This is a genomic window from Streptomyces sp. NPDC099050 (assembly GCF_044759865.1).
Lineage (GTDB): Bacteria > Actinomycetota > Actinomycetes > Streptomycetales > Streptomycetaceae > Streptomyces.
Window position 1 is genome coordinate 124,734 of record NZ_JBIWAE010000014.1, and the last position, 18,294, is coordinate 143,027.

The 18,294-nt window shown below is 73.9% G+C and carries 15 protein-coding genes, 1 pseudogene and 1 riboswitch; of the genes and pseudogenes, 8 read left to right on the forward strand and 8 right to left on the reverse strand.

From position 1 onward, the window contains the following. Positions 1-87: 87 nt before the first annotated feature. Complete coding sequence (locus tag ACIQV3_RS23660) at positions 88-1,368, forward strand: aminotransferase class I/II-fold pyridoxal phosphate-dependent enzyme (protein ID WP_403714965.1); 1,281 nt, start codon at positions 88-90, stop codon at positions 1,366-1,368. 77 nt (positions 1,369-1,445) lie between these two features. Further along, positions 1,446-2,588: an MBL fold metallo-hydrolase gene (locus ACIQV3_RS23665; RefSeq protein WP_403714803.1), complete on the forward strand. Its 1,143-nt coding sequence runs from the start codon at positions 1,446-1,448 to the stop codon at positions 2,586-2,588. Between the two features lie 511 nt (positions 2,589-3,099). Here ACIQV3_RS23665 and ACIQV3_RS23670 read toward each other — a convergent pair. Together ACIQV3_RS23670 and ACIQV3_RS23675 are read right to left on the reverse strand one after the other, a co-directional pair. Next, on the reverse strand, positions 3,100-3,735 hold the full coding sequence (locus ACIQV3_RS23670; RefSeq protein ID WP_403714967.1) for a DedA family protein: 636 nt from the start codon (positions 3,733-3,735) through the stop codon (positions 3,100-3,102). 5 nt (positions 3,736-3,740) lie between these two features. Further along, positions 3,741-4,541 carry an MBL fold metallo-hydrolase gene (locus tag ACIQV3_RS23675; RefSeq protein WP_403714805.1) on the reverse strand — a complete coding sequence of 267 codons (801 nt, stop codon included), beginning with the start codon at positions 4,539-4,541 and terminating at the stop codon, positions 3,741-3,743. A 145-nt stretch (positions 4,542-4,686) separates the two neighbouring features. Between ACIQV3_RS23675 and ACIQV3_RS23680 the strand changes: the two genes are divergently transcribed. From ACIQV3_RS23680 to ACIQV3_RS23695, 4 genes and pseudogenes are all read left to right on the forward strand, one after another. After that, positions 4,687-5,091, forward strand: coding sequence for a hypothetical protein (locus tag ACIQV3_RS23680; protein WP_403714807.1), 405 nt, complete (start codon positions 4,687-4,689; stop codon positions 5,089-5,091). 182 nt (positions 5,092-5,273) lie between these two features. Next, entirely contained in the window at positions 5,274-7,376 is a 2,103-nt protein-coding gene (locus ACIQV3_RS23685) for an alkaline phosphatase family protein (RefSeq protein WP_403714809.1), read from the forward strand. 72 nt (positions 7,377-7,448) lie between these two features. Beyond that, positions 7,449-7,898 carry an SRPBCC family protein gene (locus ACIQV3_RS23690; RefSeq protein WP_403714811.1) on the forward strand — a complete coding sequence of 150 codons (450 nt, stop codon included), beginning with the start codon at positions 7,449-7,451 and terminating at the stop codon, positions 7,896-7,898. 69 nt (positions 7,899-7,967) lie between these two features. Further along, positions 7,968-8,147, forward strand: a pseudogene (locus ACIQV3_RS23695) (hypothetical protein); the annotation flags it as partial. A 4-nt stretch (positions 8,148-8,151) separates the two neighbouring features. Here the strand turns inward: ACIQV3_RS23695 and ACIQV3_RS23700 are convergent. Continuing rightward, complete coding sequence (locus ACIQV3_RS23700; protein WP_403714813.1) at positions 8,152-9,726, reverse strand: RNA polymerase sigma factor; 1,575 nt, start codon at positions 9,724-9,726, stop codon at positions 8,152-8,154. Between the two features lie 213 nt (positions 9,727-9,939). Then, a complete protein-coding gene (locus tag ACIQV3_RS23705) occupies positions 9,940-10,701 on the reverse strand; it encodes a class I SAM-dependent methyltransferase (protein ID WP_403714815.1) in 762 nt (253 codons plus the stop codon). A 100-nt stretch (positions 10,702-10,801) separates the two neighbouring features. Continuing rightward, positions 10,802-10,902: riboswitch (ZMP/ZTP riboswitch) on the forward strand. A gap of 124 nt (positions 10,903-11,026) precedes the next feature. Here ACIQV3_RS23705 and ACIQV3_RS23710 point away from each other — a divergent pair. After that, on the forward strand, positions 11,027-11,872 hold the full coding sequence (locus ACIQV3_RS23710; RefSeq protein WP_403714969.1) for a bifunctional 5,10-methylenetetrahydrofolate dehydrogenase/5,10-methenyltetrahydrofolate cyclohydrolase: 846 nt from the start codon (positions 11,027-11,029) through the stop codon (positions 11,870-11,872). A gap of 136 nt (positions 11,873-12,008) precedes the next feature. Continuing rightward, positions 12,009-13,535, forward strand: coding sequence for a peptide MFS transporter (locus tag ACIQV3_RS23715; RefSeq protein WP_403714818.1), 1,527 nt, complete (start codon positions 12,009-12,011; stop codon positions 13,533-13,535). A 45-nt stretch (positions 13,536-13,580) separates the two neighbouring features. On the opposite strand, the gene ACIQV3_RS23720 is transcribed toward ACIQV3_RS23715, so the two are convergent. The 4 genes from ACIQV3_RS23720 to ACIQV3_RS23735 all read right to left on the reverse strand — a co-directional run bounded on the left by ACIQV3_RS23720 (position 13,581) and on the right by ACIQV3_RS23735 (position 18,064). Continuing rightward, a complete protein-coding gene (locus ACIQV3_RS23720; RefSeq protein ID WP_403714820.1) occupies positions 13,581-14,759 on the reverse strand; it encodes an MAB_1171c family putative transporter in 1,179 nt (392 codons plus the stop codon). A gap of 7 nt (positions 14,760-14,766) precedes the next feature. Continuing rightward, positions 14,767-16,215, reverse strand: a complete 1,449-nt coding sequence (locus ACIQV3_RS23725; RefSeq protein ID WP_403714822.1) for an NAD(P)/FAD-dependent oxidoreductase — start codon at positions 16,213-16,215, stop codon at positions 14,767-14,769. A 104-nt stretch (positions 16,216-16,319) separates the two neighbouring features. Next, complete coding sequence (locus ACIQV3_RS23730; protein WP_403714823.1) at positions 16,320-16,889, reverse strand: toxin-antitoxin system, toxin component; 570 nt, start codon at positions 16,887-16,889, stop codon at positions 16,320-16,322. Further along, positions 16,886-18,064, reverse strand: coding sequence for a hypothetical protein (locus tag ACIQV3_RS23735; protein WP_403714826.1), 1,179 nt, complete (start codon positions 18,062-18,064; stop codon positions 16,886-16,888). Before ACIQV3_RS23735 ends, ACIQV3_RS23730 begins: the two co-directional genes overlap by 4 nt. Between the last annotated feature and the right edge of the window lie 230 nt (positions 18,065-18,294).

The following is an 18,294-nucleotide window of genomic DNA, read 5'->3' on the forward strand; positions in this document are numbered from 1 at the left end:
ACAAGGGGCGAACGCGGACGAATAATCGTATAAAGGCATGGTTGGGAGCGCGGGAACGGCAGGGAGAGGTGGCGCGCGGTGTCGGGGATCCAGCGCACGACGGCCGAGGGCCGGGGCCAGGTCCGCTACGGTCCGCCCGCACCCCAGCCGGGCCTGCCCGTGCTGCCCGAACTCACGGCCGTCCTGGCGTCCGCCGCCTGGCGTTCGGCCCCCGAGCCGGCCGGCGGGGGAGTGCCCGTACGGGCCGCCGCGGCCCGGCACTGGGGCAGACGCGGGCTGCCCACCGACCCCGACCACGTGGCCGCCGGACCCGGCGCGCCCGCCCTGCTGCTGGCCCTGCTCGGCGCGTACGGCGGCGACGTGATGCTGCCCCGGCCCTGTCCCGCCTGGTGGACACCGCAGGTCCGGCTGCTGGGACGGCGGGCCTACCACGTGCCGACCCCGGCCGAGTGCGGCGGCGTACCCGACCCGTACGCCCTGCTGGAGACCGTGCGCCGGGTGCGCGCCGAGGGCGGCGACCCGCGCGTGCTGCTGCTGTCCGTCGCCGACGACCCGACCGCCACCGTCCCGCCGCCCGAACTGCTCCGGGAGGCCTGCGAGGCCGCCGCGTCCGCCGGGCTGTTCGTCGTCAGCGACGAGACCTGGCGCGACACCGTCCACCGGCCGGTACGCGGCCGCCTGGGCGGGCCCGACGCGCGGAACCCCGGCGGGCTCCAGGGCTCCCACGACAGGCTCGTCGTGCTCAGCCCCGCCGAGATGCTGCCGGACGATACCGCCGTACTCCTGGACCTCTCCGGCGCCCTGCTGCCCGCGGGCTGGCCCGCCGCCGTCGTCCGGTTCCCCGGCACCCCCCGGGGCACCTGGCTGCGGGCCCGGACCCTGGACGCGCTCACCGCCACCGGCGGGTTCGTCGCGGGTCCCGTCGCCGGGGCGGCCGCGCACGCCCTCGACGAGCCGCCCGCCGTCGCGGGACGGGCCGCGGCGGCCGCCGCCCTGCACGGCGCGGTGGCCCGGGCCGCGCACCGGGAACTGCTGGCCGCCGGGGCACTGGCCCGGCCCCCGCAGGCCGGCCGCCACCTCTACGCCGATCTGACCCCGCTGCGCTCGGGGCTCGCCCGGCAGGGGGTCGGCGACGCGATGGAACTGGAGGACTGGCTGGGCGGACGGCTCGGCGCGCCCACGCCCGGCGGGCAGCGGTTCGCCGACGAGGCCGTCGCCCCACGGGTCCGGCTGTCGACCGGACCGCTGCTCGGTGCCACCCCGGAGGAGCGGCTCGCGGCGCTCACCGCGACCGACCCCCTCGCCCTGCCCCACGTACGGGACTCCCTGGCCCGGCTCCGGTCGGTCCTGGCCGGGCTGACCGACTGACCTACGGCGTGGCGTCGCCGTGGCCCGGCCCCTCGCCCTGGAACCCCCGACTGCCGCCGGTGAAAGGAGACTTCTCGATGAGGGATCAGACGGACGCCCCCTCGGCCTCCCGGGCCGGGGCAGGCCCGGACGTCCCCCCGGCGGCTACCCGGGCCGGAGCGGGTGCGGGTGCCGGTGCCGGTGGTAGTGCCGATGCCAGCGCCAGCCCCGGCGTCCGGCACGCCAGGCCGCGGCCGCTCGGGGAACACCGGCTGTGGCCGCGCTCGTTCGCGGACCGGCTGACCACCCCGCTGCCCGGGGTGCGCGCGTTCGCCCGGCTCGCCCGCGAGGGCGCCTTCCGGCCGGGCCCGGAGGGGCTGCGCGGCATCCCCGACCTGCCGTACGCGCCCGCCCCGCTGCCCGCCGTGGCCACCGGGTCGGTGTCCGTCACCTGGGCCGGGCACGCCAGCTGGATCCTGCGGATCGGCGGGCTCACCGTACTGACCGACCCCGTCTGGTCCCGGCGGATCCTCGGCACCCCGGCCCGGATGACCCCCGTCGGGGTGCGCTGGGAGGAACTGCCGCCGGTCGACGCCGTCGTGATCAGCCACAACCACTATGACCACCTCGACGCCCCCACCCTCAAACGCCTCCCGCGCGCGACGCCGCTCTTCGTCCCGGCCGGGCTCGCGCGGTGGTGCCGGCGGCGGGGGTTCACCCGGGTCACCGAACTCGACTGGTGGGAGTCGGCCGAACTGGGCGGCGTACGGTTCGAGTTCGTGCCGGCGCACCACTGGTCGAAGCGGTCGCTGCTGGACGCGTGCCGGACGTTGTGGGGCGGCTGGATGATCGGCATCGCCGACGGGCGGGCCGGGTCGGCCGGGTCGGCCGGGTCGGCCGGGGCGGCGAAGAAGGTGTACTTCGCGGGCGACACGGGCTACGGGCACTGGTTCGGCGAGATCGGGCGGCGGCACCCCGGCATCGACCTCGCGCTGCTCCCGATCGGGGCGTACGCCCCGCGGTGGTGGCTGCGGGACGTCCACGCGGACCCGGAGGAGGCCGTGCAGGCCTGTCTGGACCTCGGGGCGAGCCGGATGGCTCCGATGCACTGGGGGACCTTCGTCCTCTCGTCGGAGCCGGTGATGGAGCCGCTGCAGCGGGTGCGGGCCGCGTGGGCCCGTACCGGGCTGCCCCGGGAGCACCTGTGGGACCTCCCGGTCGGGGCGTCCCGGGCGCTGTAGCCGTGGCCGGCTACGGGTGTGCCGCTGCGACCCTTCCCGCTGCGCGGGGCGAAGTCCCCGCTGCGACCGTTGCCGCTGCGCGGGGCGAAGTCCCCGCTGCGACCGTTGCCGCTGCGCGGGGCGAAGTCCCCGCTGCGACCGTTGCCGCTGCGCGGGGCGAATTCCCCTACCCGCCCTTCCATCGTTCCCCGGGGCTGTGCCCGGACCCCCCCCTGGGGCTGTGCCCCGGCCCCCCTGGGGCTGTGCCCCTGGACCCCGCGGGGCTGTGCCCCTGGACCCCGCGGGGCTGTGCCCCTGGACCCCGCGGGGCTGTGCCCCCGGACCCCGCGGGGCTGTGCCCCTGGACCCCGCGGGGCTGTGCCCCCGGACCCCCCTGGGGCTGCGCCCCGGACCCCCCTGGGGCTGCGCCCCGGACCCCGCTCCTCGAACGCCGGAGGGGCTGACTCTGGGTGGTGTCGGCCCTCGCGGGAACGGTGCCGCGCGCGGGGGGCTGGTTCCGCGACCGGTCAGGTCAACCGCCGGGGCGGATCCGGCGCCACAGGGACGGGGCCGCGCTGATGAGGATCGTGAGGGCCACCGCCAGGGCCACGCCCTTCCAGGGTTCGGCGAAGAGGGAGCCGCCCACGATGCCGATCAGGCCGTAGGTCGCCGCCCAGGCCAGGCACGCGGGGCCGTCGCCGCGGGCGAAGCGGCGCAGGGGGAGTTCCGCGAGCAGGCAGGCCAGCATCACCGGGATGCGGCCGCCCGGGAGGAGGCGCGAGACCACCAGGACCAGGACGCCGTTCTCGTCGAGCTTGCGCTGTGCCTGGGCGAGGCGTTCGGGGGTCGCCCGTCGGCGCAGGGCCTCGAGCCAGCGCGATCCGTTCCGTGAGCGGACACCGCGGCGGCCCAGCCAGTACAGCGCCATGTCCCCGGCGAAGGCGGCCAGCGAGGACACCCCGAACACCAGCAACAGCCCGAAGGGGAGGGAGTCCTGGTGGAAGGCCACCACCGCCGCCGTACTGACCAGCGCGCCCGTCGGGATCACCGGCACCAGCGCGCCGAGCGTCACCAGCACGAACAGCGTCGGGTAACCGATCGCCTGCTGGGTGGATTCCGGCGGGACCTGCGAGGCCGCCTCCGCGAGCTGGGACAGTGACGGTGACAGGGCCCTCACGGCAGCCGCACCCGTTCACCGTGCGCGGGCACCCGGACCGACACCTTCGGCGCCTCCCGCCGCGCACACCGTACGAACTCCTCGCCCGGCGCGTGGAACTCGTGCGGCCGCACCGCGTCCATCCCGATCGGCCAGTAGGTACCCCAGTGGACCGGAACCGCCGCGGCCGGTGCCAGCAGGGCCAGTGCCCGCGCCGCACGCGCGGCGTCCAGGTGCCCGGGGCCCAGGTTGGGTCCCCAGCCGCCCACCGGCAGCAGGGCCACGTCCACCGGTCCGACCTCGTCGGCCATCGAGTCGAACAGGCCGGTGTCCCCGGCGAAGTAGGTGCGCGAGGCCCCCTCGATCACGTACCCCAGCGCGGGCGCCAGCCGGGGTCCAAACGGCAGCCGCCGCCCGTCGTGCCGCGCGCTGACCACCCGGACCCGTACGCCGCCGCCCGCTGCGCCCTCCCCGCGGACGCCGTCCCGCACGGCCACCGTGTCGCCCGGCGCCACCTCCGTGACCACCAGCCCCCGCACCCCGGCTATCCGCGCCAGCCCCGGCACCGCGCCCGGCGCCCCGCGGGGCACCAGCAGCCGGGTCCCGCGCGCGAGGCGCGCCAGCGAGGGCAGGTGCAGGTGGTCCGCGTGCAGGTGCGAGACGAGCACCGCGTCGGCGACCGCCGCCTCCGGCGGGGGCACCGCCCCGCGACGGCGCCTCAGGTGCGCGAGTCGGCGCGCGAAGAGCGGGTCCGTGAGCAGCCGGACACCGGAGTCCTCGACCGTGCACGTGGCGTGGCCCCACCAGGTGATCTCCACCGGCCCCTGATCCCCTCCCTCGAATCCCGCGTCCCGCTCGCCACCGGGTCCCGTCCGAGCCTAAAGGCTGCCCGCCCAAACCGCCCGGAACCGGGGCTCCACGCCCCCTCCTCCCCGGCGGCGGATCGGAGTAGGGTCGGGCGGCATGGATGAGCTGCGCGTGGCCGCGATCGCCAGCCTGGCCCCGCTGGAGGGTCTGGACACGGATCCCTTCGCCGTCGACACCCGGAGCCAGCACGCCATGTGCGCCCGCTGGGCGGCCGACCGGGGCTACGTGGTGACCCGCCAACTCTTCGTCTACGGGCTGCGCGCCGACCACTGCGGGCTGTGGAACGACGTCGACGCCGGCCGCGTCGACCTGTTCGTCACCGCCAACCACCGGGTGCTGACCCGCGCGCTGCGCTCCGTGGACGAGTTCACCGCCGAGTGCGCACGGCGCGGCGTAAGGCTGGAAACCGCCGGTCTCGACGAGCCCCGCTACACCTCCGCGATGAAGGCCGAGGTACACCGCCGGCTCTCCATGCCGACCGCCGGATACGACGGCACGTAGGCGCCCCGAGCGTGCGCGCACGCAGACCCGCGACGCCCCCCGGCGCAGCGGGCCGCCGCCCCCGTACGCACATCCGCCGCCCGTGTCACCCGGCCGGGCGGGCGCCGCTGTGCGAGCCTGGACACCGTGGGGACGGGGGCCCGTCGGCGCGGTGCGGGCCACGGTGGTGAGGCGGGTCGGGCGTGTTGCGAGGCCGGTGGCGGAGTACGGGCGGCGCCCTGGTGCGCGTGGCCATCGTCTGGGTGGTGTCCACTCTCACCATGCTCGCCCTGGCCGGAATCCTCCCCGACTTCCGGCTCCAGGCGGGCGCGGGCGGCGACCGCGACAGCATCACGCGGATAGGTCTGACGGCCGCCATCGGCGCCGGTGCGTTCGGTCTGCTGAGCGCGCTGGTGTGGCCGGTTCTCGTACGCGCCCTGCTGCTCGTGCCGGCCCTGGTCCTCGGCCTGCTCGTCTTCTTCCTCAACGGTTCGCTGCTGCTGCTGGCCCTCAGCCTGATCCCGGCCGGCCGCGGCGAGGCGGACCCCGAGACGGCGGTGGTGGTCGCCGCCTTGATGTCCGCCGTCGCGTCCGCGACCTCCACCGCACTCGCCGTACGGGACGACGAGGCCTACCGGCGCCGGCTCTACCGGCTCGCCGACCGGCGCCGGCGCCGCCAGCACCGCGAGGGCGCGCCCGGGGCCGACGAACGCGCCCCCGCCGTGGTGTTCCTGCAGCTCGACGGGGTCGGGTACGAGGTGCTGCGGCGGGCGGCCGGCAGCGGCCTGATGCCGACGGTGGCCGACTGGCTCGACCGCACCCACCGCGTCACCTCCTGGCGCACCGACTGGTCCAGCCAGACCGGCGCCAGCCAGCTCGGCATCCTGCACGGCTCCAACTTCGACGTCCCGGCCTTCCGCTGGTACGAGAAGGACACCGGCGAGGTGGTCGTCTGCAACCGGCCCACCAGCGCGGCCGACCTCCAGCGGCGGGCCGTCGAACGCACCGGGGACGGGGGCCTGCTCACCCTCGACGGGGCCAGCCGCGGCAACCTCTTCAGCGGCGGCGCCGGCCAACTGGCGCTCGTCCTGTCCGTTTCCGCCCGGCGGGGGCCGCAGAACCGCTCCCGCGCCGGTTACTTCGCGTACTTCTCCGACCCGGCCAACGCGGTCCGCACGGCGCTCTCCTTCGTCGCCGAGGTGGCCCGCGAGATCACCCAGTCGCTGCGCCGCCGCCTGCGCGGGGACCGGCCACGGGTTTCGCGCGGCGGGCTGTACCCCTTCATCCGGGCCTTCGCGACGGTGGTGGAGCGCGACGTCGTGGTCGCCGCGGTGATCGGCGACATGCTGGCCGGGCGCGCCGCGGTCTATGCCGACCTGGTCGCCTACGACGAGGTCGCCCACCACTCGGGCCCGCGTTCGCGGGACACCGAGCAGGTGCTCGCCCGCCTCGACCGCAGCCTCGCGCTGATCGCCCGGGTCGCGGAGCACGCGCCGCGCGAGTACCGGATCGTGCTGCTCTCGGACCACGGCCAGAGCCCGGGGGAGACCTTCCTGGCCCGGTACGGGCTCACCCTGAAGGACCTGGTCCGCGCGGGCTGCGGGCTCCCGGTGTCCCGGAAGGCCGGCCGCACCCACAGCGGCGCCGAGGCGCGGGCCGCCGTACGGGCCGCCCTGCACCGGCCGGTGGAGGAGACCGACGAGGAGGTGCGTCCCGGGGCGGGCCCGGACCCGGTGGTACTGGCCTCGGGCAACCTCGGGCTGATCTCCTTCCCGGACCTGCCCGGACGGGCGTCCAGGGAACGCATCGAGCGCGCCCACCCGGCGCTGCTGTCCACCCTGGCGAACCATCCCGGGGTCGGGTTCCTGCTCGTCGACGGGACCGTCCTCGCGGCCGGCGGGGCCGAGGCCCGGCTGGACGAGCCGGGCGCGGCGGAGGAACTGCTCGCCCCCTTCGGCCCGGGCGCGGCGCGAGCGGTCCGGCGGACCGACACCTTCCCGCACGTGGCCGACGTGATGGTGAACTCGGCCTACGACCCGGAGACGGGCACGGTGCACGCCTTCGAGGAGCAGATCGGCTCGCACGGCGGCCTCGGCGGGGAGCAGGGCCACCCCTTCCTGATGTGGCCGGTGGAACTGTCCGAGCCGGTGTACCGGCCGGACGGCGAGCTGGTGGGCGCGGAGGCGGTCCACGAGGTTCTGCGCCGCTGGCTCACCGAGGCGGACGGCCCCCAGGTCCCGGTCCCCCCGGAGGCGCCCCCGGAGGTCTCCGTGGCCCCGGGCACGGACCCGGCGCCCGCGCCGTAGGGCATCCCGCGGCCGCCGGCCCCGGGCGTACTTTGGAAACAGAGTCCATCAGGGGGGCTCCGAGGGGTCGCCATGTCCGCGATCAGCAACACCATCGACATAGACCGCAGTCCCGGGGACGTGTACTCGTACATCACGGACCCCACGCACCTGCCGGAGTGGCAGGACAGCGCCGTGTCGGCCGTGCCGGTCGGCGATCTTCCCGTCCACGTCGGCTCGAAGATACTCGTCACCCGGCAGATCGGCCGCCGCACGATCCCCACGACCATGGAGGTCGTGGAAATGGATCCGCCGAGGAGCTGGCACTTCCACGGGATCCAAGGGCCGGTCCGGCCGGACGTACGGGGCCGCATCGAATCCCTCGACGGAGGCACCCGCTCGCGCGTGACCATCGCCGTCGACTTCGAGGGCCACGGCCTGGGCAGGGCGCTCGTCCCGCTCGCGGTCAAACCCATGGTCCGCAAGGAGATGCCCCGCAGCGAGGAGAAGCTCAAGCACCTGCTGGAGCACTCCGCGGGCTGATTCCCGCTGGGACGCCCCGGGAGAAACCGGATGCTCCGTATCCCGGACTCCCTAAGGACATCCCCACTTCCCGCCGAGGAGGTGGCCCGCTGCACCTTCGGGGTGGTCCTCGACACCTCGGGATCGATGAACGCCGCCCTGGACGGCGAGTGCGACACCCTGCGGATCCGGCGCGAGCACGCCTATCTGATCCCGCAGGGTGCCTCCCTGCCGTTCGCGCCCCGGGGGCCGGTCTTCCGACCGACCTGACGGTTTAGTCGAGGTAGTCGCGCAGCACCTGCGAGCGCGACGGGTGACGGAGCTTGGACATGGTCTTCGACTCGATCTGGCGGATGCGCTCACGGGTGACCCCGTACACGCGGCCGATCTCGTCGAGGGTCTTCGGCTGGCCGTCGTTGAGGCCGTAGCGCATGGAGACCACGCCCGCCTCGCGCTCCGAGAGCGTGCCCAGGATGGACTGGAGCTGCTCCTGGAGGAAGGTGAAGGAGACCGCGTCGGCCGGCACGACCGCCTCGGAGTCCTCGATGAGGTCGCCGAACTCGCTGTCGCCCTCCTCACCCAGGGGGGTGTGCAGGGAGATCGGCTCGCGGCCGTACTTCTGGACCTCGATGACCTTCTCGGGGGTCATGTCGAGTTCCTTGCCCAGCTCCTCCGGAGTGGGCTCCCGGCCGAGGTCCTGGAGCATCTGGCGCTGGACACGGGCCAGCTTGTTGATGATCTCGACCATGTGGACGGGGATGCGGATGGTGCGCGACTGGTCGGCCATGGCACGCGTGATCGCCTGCCGGATCCACCAGGTCGCGTACGTGGAGAACTTGAAGCCCTTGGTGTAGTCGAACTTCTCCACGGCGCGGATCAGACCGACGTTGCCCTCCTGGATCAGGTCCAGGAAGAGCATGCCGCGGCCGGTGTAGCGCTTGGCGAGGGAGACCACGAGGCGGAGGTTGGCCTCCAGCAGGTGGTTCTTGGCCCGGCGGCCGTCCTCGACGAGGATCTCCAGCTCGCGCTTGAACGCGGGCTTGTGGTCCTCCTCCTCTTCGAGCTTGTACTCGGAGAAGAGACCGGCCTCGATGCGCTTGGCGAGCTCCACCTCCTGCTCGGCGTTGAGCAGCGGCACCTTGCCGATGAGCTTGAGGTAGTCCTTGACCGGGTCGGCGGTGGCACCGGCGACCATGACGGTCTGGGCCGGGGCGTCGTCCTCGTCGTCGTCGGACAGGACGAAGCCGGCGCTGCCGCCCGTCTTGGGCGTCTCCTTCTCGTCGCCCTCGTCCAGGTCCTCGGCCGCCCAGTCCTCGCCCAGGGTCACGGGGGCGTCGCCCTCGTCACCGTCCTTGGCGGTCTTCTTCGTGGCGGCCGTCTTCTTCACGGCGGTCTTCTTCACGGCGGTCTTCTTGACCGCACGCTTCTTGGGCGCGGCGGCGGCATCAGCCGCCACCTCCTCCTCGGTCCCGGAGGCCGACGGGTCGGATATCGCCGCGGCGGTGGCGGGGGCCGCCGTCTTGCGCGCACCGATGAGGCGCGGCGGGGCGGCGGCCTTCTTGGCGACGGTGCGCGCCGGGGCGGCGGCCGCCTTGCGCGTCTTCTTGGCGGGAGCCTTCGTGGCGGGGGCGGCGCTGACGTGCAGCGCGACGCCCTCCTCGTCCAGGACCTGGTTCAGGCTGCGCAGGACCCGCTTCCACTGGTCCACCGGGATGCGGCCGGCCTCGAAGGCCTGGCGCACGTCATCACCGTTGATGTGACCCTGCTCGCGGCCGCGCTCGACAAGCGCGACCAGGGCCTCTGATTCGGCGATTTCCGTGGGGAACGTACGGGACGGGCTGAGCGACACAAGGAGCCTCTCGTTGCGAACAGATAAGGGGTGGCGGGACATCATCGCGCGAACTCGGGAAACAGACCCGAGGGGGGTCTGTATTCCGGGCCGCACGAGGACACCTGTCGGTTCATCGCATGCCCGAGTAGATTCGTTACGCGCTGAATTGAGTGACCTGCGCCACGCCGTGACCGGAGAGCCGGTCGCGGGTGGTCGCGTCCGCCCGTTTTGTCAGCCCGTTTTGCGGGCTTCGATGAGAAAGCGGGCGGTGTGCGCGACGAACGGGCCTTCGTGCGCGATCTGTTCGTGCAGCTCGCGCAGCCGGGCCCGATGCTGCCCGACCGTGAAGCCCGGCACCATCCAGATCACCTTCCTCAGAAAGTAGATCACGGCTCCGATGTCGTGGAACTCCGTCCGCAGCCGCTCGGAGCGCAGATCGACCACCTCCAGTCCCGCCTTCGTGGCCTCGGCGACCGCGTCGTCGGGGTGCCGGGCCCGCCGGACCGCCTCCGGCTGCGGGCCCAGGAAGTACTCCACGAGCTCGAAGACGCTCGCCGGCCCGACCTGCTGGGAGAAGTACGTGCCACCGGGCTTCAGCACCCGCGCGATCTCCTCCCACCAGATCGTCACCGGATGCCGGCTGGAGACGAACTCGAAGGCCTCGTCGCCGAACGGCAGCGGCGGCTCGTCGGAGTCCGCGACCACCACGGTGCCGAGCGGGTGCAGCAGCCTTGTCGCCTTGTCGACGTTCGGCGGCCAGGATTCGGTGGCCACCGTCAGCGGGGGCAGGGGCCCGGCTCCGGCGAGCACCTCCCCGCCGCCGGTCTGGATGTCCAGGGCGGAGCCGACCCGCGCCAGGTGCCGGGCCAGGAGGCGCTGGTACCCCCAGGAGGGGCGCTGCTCGGTGGCGCGGCCGTCGAGCCAGGAGAAGTCCCAGCCGTCCACGGAGACGGATTCCGCTTCCGCGACGAGATGGTCGAAAGTGCGCGTCATGTCTCGATCGTCCCAGGTCCGGCGCCGGTCATCCACCGGATTGCCGGGCGGGGCCACGCCGGACCCGGCGGACGTGTCGGGAGGCGGTCGCCTACACTGGGCGGCGGGCCGTGACTGGCGTTCGGGTGGATCACCACCGGGGAGCGGCCCGGCGTACTCCCGCATCCCGTACGCCGACTGCCGCGCGCCTGGGCGAACCGCGATCCCGCAGCGACGCTCAGGAGCCCCGATGACGACCCAGACGACCGCCCAGACGACCGCCCAGACGACCGCCCAGACCGGTTCCGCCGCCCCGGACGTTTCCGGCGCCCAAGCCGCCCGGCTGATGGACGGCACCGCCCTCGCCCGCCGCATCTCGGAGCGGACCGCCGAGTACGCCGCGAAGATCACCGAGCGCACCGGTACCTCGCCCTGTCTGGCCACCGTGCTCGTCGGCGAGGACCTCGCGTCCGTCACCTACGTCCGCATGAAGCAGAACCGCTGCGCCAAGGCCGGGATCACCTCCCGCCACGTGGAGCTGCCCGCCGCGACGACCACCGAGGAGCTCGTCGCCACCCTGACCGCGCTCTCCGAGGACCCGGAGATCAGCGGCATCCTGCTCCAGCACCCCGTCCCGCACCACATCGACGAGCGCGCCGCCTTCGAGGCCATCGCCCCGGGCAAGGACGTCGACGGGGTCACCATGCACTCCTTCGCCGCCATGGGCTTCGGACTGCCGGGCTTCGTCTCCTGCACCCCCGGCGGCATCATGCGGCTGCTGGAGGCCTACGACGTGGACCTGACCGGCAAGCACGCCGTGGTCGTCGGCCGCAGCGCGATCCTGGGCAAGCCCGCCGGGATGCTGCTCCTGGAACAGAACGCCACCGTCACCTACTGTCACTCCCGCACCGTGGACCTGCCGTCCATCGTCCGCCAGGCGGACGTGCTGGTCGCCGCCGTCGGCAAGGCCGAATTCATCCGCGGCGAGGACATCAAGCCGGGCGCCGTGGTCCTGGACGCCGGCTACAACGAGGGCAACGTCGGCGACGTCCACTTCGAGTCGGCCGCCGCCCGCGCCTCCCTGATCACCCCGGTCCCGGGCGGCGTCGGCCCGATGACCATCGCGGTGCTGCTGGAGCAGACCGTCCAGGCCGCCGCCGCGCAGGCGGGGCTGGCCCTCGCGGACCTCTGACCCGTCCCGCACCCCCCGTCGCGGGCGGAACGCCCCGGGCCCTTCGGCCCGGGGCGTTCCGTTTCCCGTGGTAACGGGCCGGAAGGACGATCCGGGACCGGCGCGGCCGGGCTCCAATGAAAATGTGAAGCCTTCGATGGACATGCAGAAGCCCCCGGCGTCGGACGCAGCACCGGACGCGGCGGCGGTGGGCGGGAAGCGCCACCCGCGCGGGCTCGCCACCCTCGTCCTCGCCGAGCTGTGGGAGCGGTTCAGCCTCTACGGCATGGTCGCCATCCTCGTGCACTTCCTCGCCGCCTCCCGCGGCCACGGGGGCATGGGACTCCACGAGGGCACCGCGGAGGCCGTGGAGGGCGTCTACATGGCCATGATCTCGCTGCTGGCGCTGCCCGGCGGCTGGATCGCCGACCGGTTCCTCGGCGCCCGGCGGGCCCTCCTGTGGGGCGGTGTGGTCATCATGGCCGGCCACGTCCTGATGGCAGTCCCGAACCCGGTCTTCGTCTGGCCCGGGCTGGTCCTCATCGTCATCGGCACCGGCCTGCTCAAGCCGAACATCTCCGCGCTGGTCGGCCGGCTGTACGCCGCCGACGACGACCAGCGGCGCGACGCCGGCTACTCGATCTTCTACATGGGCATCAACCTCGGCGCCGTCATCGCCCCGCTCGTCGTCGGCTACCTCGGCGAGGAGGTCAACTGGCACCTCGGCTTCGGCGCCGCCGCCGTCGGCATGGCCCTCGGCCTGGTCCAGTACGTCCTCGGCGGCCGCCGCCTGTCGGAGCAGCTGCGGGCGGAGCCCGTGGTCCGGCTCACCGCCGCCGAGCGGTCCAAGCTGCGCAAGTCCTCCTCGTACGGCCTGGTCTTCACCGCCGTACTGATCACCCTGCTGGCCGCCTCGCACGCGCTGAGCATCGACAACATCACCTTCGTGCTGACGATCGTCGCCGTCGTGGTCCCGGCGGGCGTGCTGCTCTCGATGTACCGCAGCCCCAAGATCGACCATGTCGAGAGGACCCGGCTGCGGGCCTACGTCTGGCTCTTCCTGGCCGCCACGCTGTTCTGGCTGGTCTACGACCAGATGGGCAACGAACTGAACATGTTCGCCGCCCAGAAGACCGACCTGTCCCTGCTCGGGCGGCACATCCCGGCGAGCTGGACCCAGTCGCTGCCCTCGCTGTTCGTGATCATCCTGGCCCCCGTCTTCGCGGCCTTCTGGGTGCGCCGCGGCAAGCGCATGAGCACCCCGTTCAAGTTCGGTCTGGCCCTGCTGCTGACCGGCGCCTCCTTCGTGGTCATGTCCGTCGCCGCGGCCATCGCCTCCAGCGGGGTCAAGGTCTCGCTGATGTGGCTGGTGGGCGTGTACGTGATCCAGGTGATGGGTGAGATGTGCCTGAGCCCGGTCGGCCTCTCGGTCACCACGAAGCTCGCCCCGCGGGCCTTCACCAACCAGATGATGGGCGTCTGGTTCCTCGCCGCCGCCACCGGAGACGCGATCGGCGCGCAGCTGCCCCGGCTCGACGCGGTCATCGGCCAGAGCCGGAACTTCCTGTGGCAGGGCGCCGTGGTGATCGTGGCCGGTGCGGTGATGGTCTTCTTCACCAAGCGGCTCAAGGTCCTCACGGGCGAGGCGGCGGCGAGCCGCGAGGCGGTCGCGGTGGCGGCCTGACGGCGGTCGCGGTGGCGGCCCGGCGGCACCCCGACGGCGCCCGGCTCAGACCCGGGCCGCGGCCCGGCGGCGGGCCTCCGCCACGATGGGCGAGGTGTGGAACTCGCGGGCCAGCTCCGTCAGCGGCCGGGACCCGAGGCGGCAGGGCTCGGCGGGACCGCACCCGGGGCCCGGTTCCACCCGGCCGGCGGCGCTCCGGCGCCGGCACGCGACGGCGAGCACGGCCGCGTCCGCCACCAGGGCGGCGCCCCGCTCGCACCGGCCCCGGGCGAGCGCGGCCTCGTAGGCCTCGCTCCGGACGGCGGGGTCGAACCAGGAGGCGAGCGCCAGCAGCCCGTCGTCGATCACCGATTCGCGGTGGATCAGCCGGATCCCGACCGGGGACCACCAGGTCAGCGGCACCGTCGTCACGCTGGACGAGGCGAACCCGTTCAGGGCCTTCCACAGCGGCCGCAGCCGGCGGTACTGGCTGAACTCCTGCCAGGCCGCCGATTCGCCGACCAGGGGCACGATGAACCCGATCCCGACCAGCAGGGCCGCCGCGGAGGCCAACGGCGGCGCGAGGTGGGTGGACAGCCCGTCCCAGTCGCGGCCGGACCAGCGGGCTCCGACCGCCGCCCACTTCGCGACGAGGTAGCCCACGTCCATCACCATGCCGAACATCAGCAGCGCCAGCCCGGTGCGCAGGGCCCGTAGCGCCGGGTCCACGCGCCGCAGCCACTTCCAGCACAGCAGGGTCAGCGCCGTGCTGCCGACGGCGTGGGCGGTCAGGTAGAGCGCGATCATCTCGCGGATCCACGGGGTGTTGGCGTAGTACGTGTCCAGGTCCCGCAGCCGCTCCACCGGCGCGTCCCCCATGACGAACAGGAAGACGATCGTCACCACGACGGCGCTGTACGCCACCACCGTGATCCCGGTGGCCCGCAGGACGCCCGGGGTCGGGCCGCCGCCCCAGTGCAGGATCAGCACGATGCACGAGGCGGAGAACGCGGTGAGCACGCTGTAGACCAGGGGCGCGGAGAAGTTGACGATCCCGGTGAGGCGGTTGACCGCGGCGATCGTCGGCGGCCCGGACAGGAACATGGCGAGGGAACCGACGACCAGCAGCGTGCACACGGCGCGCATCAACGGCTGGTCCCAGCCGTCGCGCAGGGTCGGAGCCTTGATGACCAGTGCCAGGACGATCACGAACCCCGGCACGTAGAGGATGAGCCCGTCCGACATCGGGCGTCTAGCGGGCTTCGACGGGGTCGGCCCCTTGGTCGAGTCCCGCGACGCTCCGCTCGGCCGCGGTCAGCGGCGGGGCCTTGAGCGCGCCCCGCTCCGAGGCGCGCAGGACCTGCCAGACCACCGCGGGCCTGACCCAGTGGGTGGGCGGGCTGGTCATGGTGATGACCTCCAGGAAGGCGTCGGTCAGCGCCTCCCGGGTGGTGGCCCCGGTCACCAGCCGCGAGACGTAGGAGTTGAGCAGGCCGGCGCCGGCGCGCGGCCGCATGCCGGTGGCGCCCGGGTACAGGATGTCCTGCGAGGTGGCGAGCTCCCAGGCGGTGGCCACCTGCGGGGCGAGGGCGCGCTGCGCCTCCATGCCGAGGGAGGGGTGGGTCAGACCGCCCTTGGAGCGCAGCAGGGCGCGGACGGCGAGCAGGCCCTGGGCCGCGACCGTCATGCCCTGGCCGTAGAGCGGGTTGAAGGTGGCGACCGAGTCGCCGACCGCGAAGAAGCCGTCGGGGAGCTCGGCCTTCTCGAAGAAGAGCCGGCGGTTGGCGGTGCCCTGGGTGACGGCGACGTCGGTCAGCGGCTTCCTGCCCTCCAGGAGCTCGCCGACGATCGGGTCGCGGATGCCCTTGGCGAACGGGATGAACTCGTCGGGGTCGCCGGTGGGCTGGCCGCCCCGGGTCCCGGAGAGGGTGGCCTGCCACTGGCCGTTCTCGATGGGGACGATCGTCGCGGTCTGGCCGGGGACCGGGACCCGGGGGTCGGACTGGACGTTGACGATGGGGAAGCCCATCTCGTGGGCTCCGGCGGGGGCCTCGAAGATCCTGGTCGCGTAGACGAGGCCGGAGTCGACCTCCGCCTGCCGGATGCCCTCCACACCGAGCGCCTGGAGCCAGGCACGGGCCCGGGAGCCGCGGCCGCTCGCGTCGACCACCAGGTCGGCGGTGATCAGCCGGCCCTCTTCCTCCGGGGTGTCGACGCGGACGCCGGTGATCCGCGCGGCGGTGCCCTCCAGGGACCGGACCCGGCTGCGCTGGAGGGTGGTGACCCCGTCGAGGGCGATCACCCGGGCGCGCACCACCGAGTCGAGGAGGTCGCGGCTGCAGGAGATGTTGAACTGCTTCTCCCCGTAGCGGGGGATCCAGCCCTGGGCGGTCTTGGTGACCAGGTCGGTGGGCAGGCTGCGGCGGATCGCGCCCGCTTTCGTCCAGTCCTCCATGATGCCCGGCAGAATGTCCGCGATGGCGCGGGCGCCGCCCGACCACATGACGTGGACGTGGCGGGCCTGCGGCAGTCCGCGCCGGGGCTCCGGGAGCTCGGGGAGGGTGTCGGCGTCGATGATGGTCACCGCCGCGTGCTCGGCGAGGACGGCGGCCGCCAGGAGGCCGGCCATGCTGCCTCCGATGACGACGGCGTGGCGGGGCGGGGAAGACTGGGTGTGGCGGGGCGGGGAAGACTGGGTCATCGTGTGGTGCTCTCTGTCAGGGCCGTGCGCGTGCGCATCGGCGAAGTAGGTGCGTCGGCGGGAAGGCGGTGGTCAGCCGCCGGAGGGCATGCTCCGGGGCCCGCTCAACGTCCACAGCCGAACGAGGTCTTGATGCGCTCGATCGCCTCGGGTACCTGCTCTTCCCGGGGCGGGGGCAGGAAGGTCTTGAGGATCTTTCCGAGGTGCAGGCCGAAGGTCTCCGCGCGGATCTCCGCGGGATCGCTGCCGTCGGCCCGGGCGGCCGCCTGCCGCAGTACGGTGCTCAGCCCCTCCTCGGAGTGCAGCAGCAGCTCGGCCAGGCCGCCGCCGCGGCCGGTCAGCCGGGCGGCCACCGCCATGCCCTCGCCGTGCCGGTCGCAGGTGCCCTCGTCCAGGTGCCACAGCTCGTGGCAGGCGATGACGAGCTGGTGCTCGGGGCGGGTGCGCTCCTCGATGACGAGGAGGTCGCGGTCCTCCATCTCCAGCCACAGCCCGCTGGCGGTATCGGGCGGGAAGGCGGCGAACCGGAACAGCACCGGCCGGTCGTGGTCGCGGCCGCGACCGTACGCGGCGCACAGGCCGCCGATGATGCCGGGGGCGTCCGTGTTCGGAACCAGGCGCGCGGCCGCCAGCAGATCGGCGCCGAGCTTCCGCATGGCCCGTGTGGTCCTCATCGCGCTCCCCCTTCGGCACTGCGGTCGTCGGCGTCGTCGGTGCCCTTGGTGCCCTTGCTGCCCTTGGTGTCCTCGGTGCCGTCCGGCCGGCTCGGGACGGCGGAGCGGCTCGGGATGGCCGGGCGGCTCGGGATGGCCGGGCGGCTCGGGACGGCCGACTGGCTCGGGACGGCGGAGCGGCTCGGGATGGCCGGGCGGCCCAACTGCCCCTCCCGTGCCAGCAGATCGTCCAGGTGGTCCGCCAGGGCCTTCCAGCCGCCCGGGGAGAGCCGGCCCGCCCGGGTCACGATGCTGCGCACGTCGTGTGCCCGCAGCACGGCGAGCATCGGGTTCTCGGCGGGCCGTTCCGCGGATTCCAGTTCCCGCTCGATCCCGGCGAGGGCGGCGCTCAGCGCCTCGGAGTCCCGGGCCAGCAGGAAGCCGCTCTCGACCCCGTAGAAGCGCTGGATCCCGGCGGCCGCCGCCAGGTTGGGGAGCCCCTCGCCCTGGGCGAGGCGGGTCAGCGACTGGCCCGAGGCGTCGAAGGAGCCGGCGATGGCGGAGAGGGAGTGGGCCTGTCCGTCCGCGCGGGGGCGGGTGCGGCGCAGGTGCTCGAAGCGCAGGCGCACCTGTTCCTTGAGCGGGAGCCGGGGCGGTGTGCCGTCGAGCGTGAGCCGGATGTCCTCCGGCGTGATGCCGGTGAGGTACGAGAGGCGCTCGAGGTCGTCCGGGGCTCCCGGGGCTCCCTCCGCCCGGCCCCCGGGCCCGTCGGTGGCCAGGGCCCGTTCCACCGCGCTCTTGCTGTCGGCGAGCAGGAATCCGGGATAGACCCCGAAGAACCGCTGCACCCCCGCCGCGTGACCGAGCCGGGGCAGTCCGGTGCCCGCGTTGAGCGGGCCGAGGGAGGCGCCGGGGGCGTCGAAGTCCTCGGCGATCGCGGCGAGCGACCACTCCTTGCCGTGTTTGTCGCGCCGGGTGGCGCGCAGCCGCAGGAAGCGCTGGTGCACCCGGGCGCAGAGCGGCAGCTCGGCGGCGGTACCCGTCAGCACCGCGGGGACGCGCTCCGGTGCGACTCCGGACAGGTGGCTGAGCCGTTCCACGGCGAGCACGCGATCCGGGTCCTGGCCGTGTCGCTCCGCCGACGCCACGACGCGGGCCCAGGCCGCGGTCAGGTCGGATCGGTCGGCGGCGCGCACCAGGCGTTTCTCCGTCAGCAGAGAGAAGGTTCGATGTGGTTGCTCTGCGTAAAGCCTAGCCCCCCGGTGAGTGGCCGAACAGAAGTACCCCCCACCTTTCTTTCCGTCCGCCTCAAAAAAGGTGGGGCCGAGGCGAGGTCGAAGGCGAGGTCGAACGCGGGGGCGGGGGTGGGGTGGAGGGCCAGGCCAAGGGCGAGGCCGCGGAAAGGGTCCCGCCTGCCCGGGGGGTG

Bases quoted from the DNA above. Each gene is read 5' to 3' on its own strand.
- ACIQV3_RS23690 (WP_403714811.1), top strand. From the start codon at position 7,449: ATGTCCGCGATCAGCAACACCATCGACATAGACCGCAGTCCCGGGGAC.
- ACIQV3_RS23665 (WP_403714803.1), top strand. From the start codon at position 1,446: ATGAGGGATCAGACGGACGCCCCCTCGGCCTCCCGGGCCGGGGCAGGC.
- ACIQV3_RS23680 (WP_403714807.1), top strand. From the start codon at position 4,687: ATGGATGAGCTGCGCGTGGCCGCGATCGCCAGCCTGGCCCCGCTGGAG.
- ACIQV3_RS23705 (WP_403714815.1), bottom strand. From the start codon at position 10,701: ATGACGCGCACTTTCGACCATCTCGTCGCGGAAGCGGAATCCGTCTCC.
- ACIQV3_RS23730 (WP_403714823.1), bottom strand. From the start codon at position 16,889: ATGAGGACCACACGGGCCATGCGGAAGCTCGGCGCCGATCTGCTGGCG.
- ACIQV3_RS23710 (WP_403714969.1), top strand. From the start codon at position 11,027: ATGGACGGCACCGCCCTCGCCCGCCGCATCTCGGAGCGGACCGCCGAG.
- ACIQV3_RS23720 (WP_403714820.1), bottom strand. From the start codon at position 14,759: ATGTCGGACGGGCTCATCCTCTACGTGCCGGGGTTCGTGATCGTCCTG.
- ACIQV3_RS23725 (WP_403714822.1), bottom strand. From the start codon at position 16,215: ATGACCCAGTCTTCCCCGCCCCGCCACACCCAGTCTTCCCCGCCCCGC.
- ACIQV3_RS23715 (WP_403714818.1), top strand. From the start codon at position 12,009: ATGGACATGCAGAAGCCCCCGGCGTCGGACGCAGCACCGGACGCGGCG.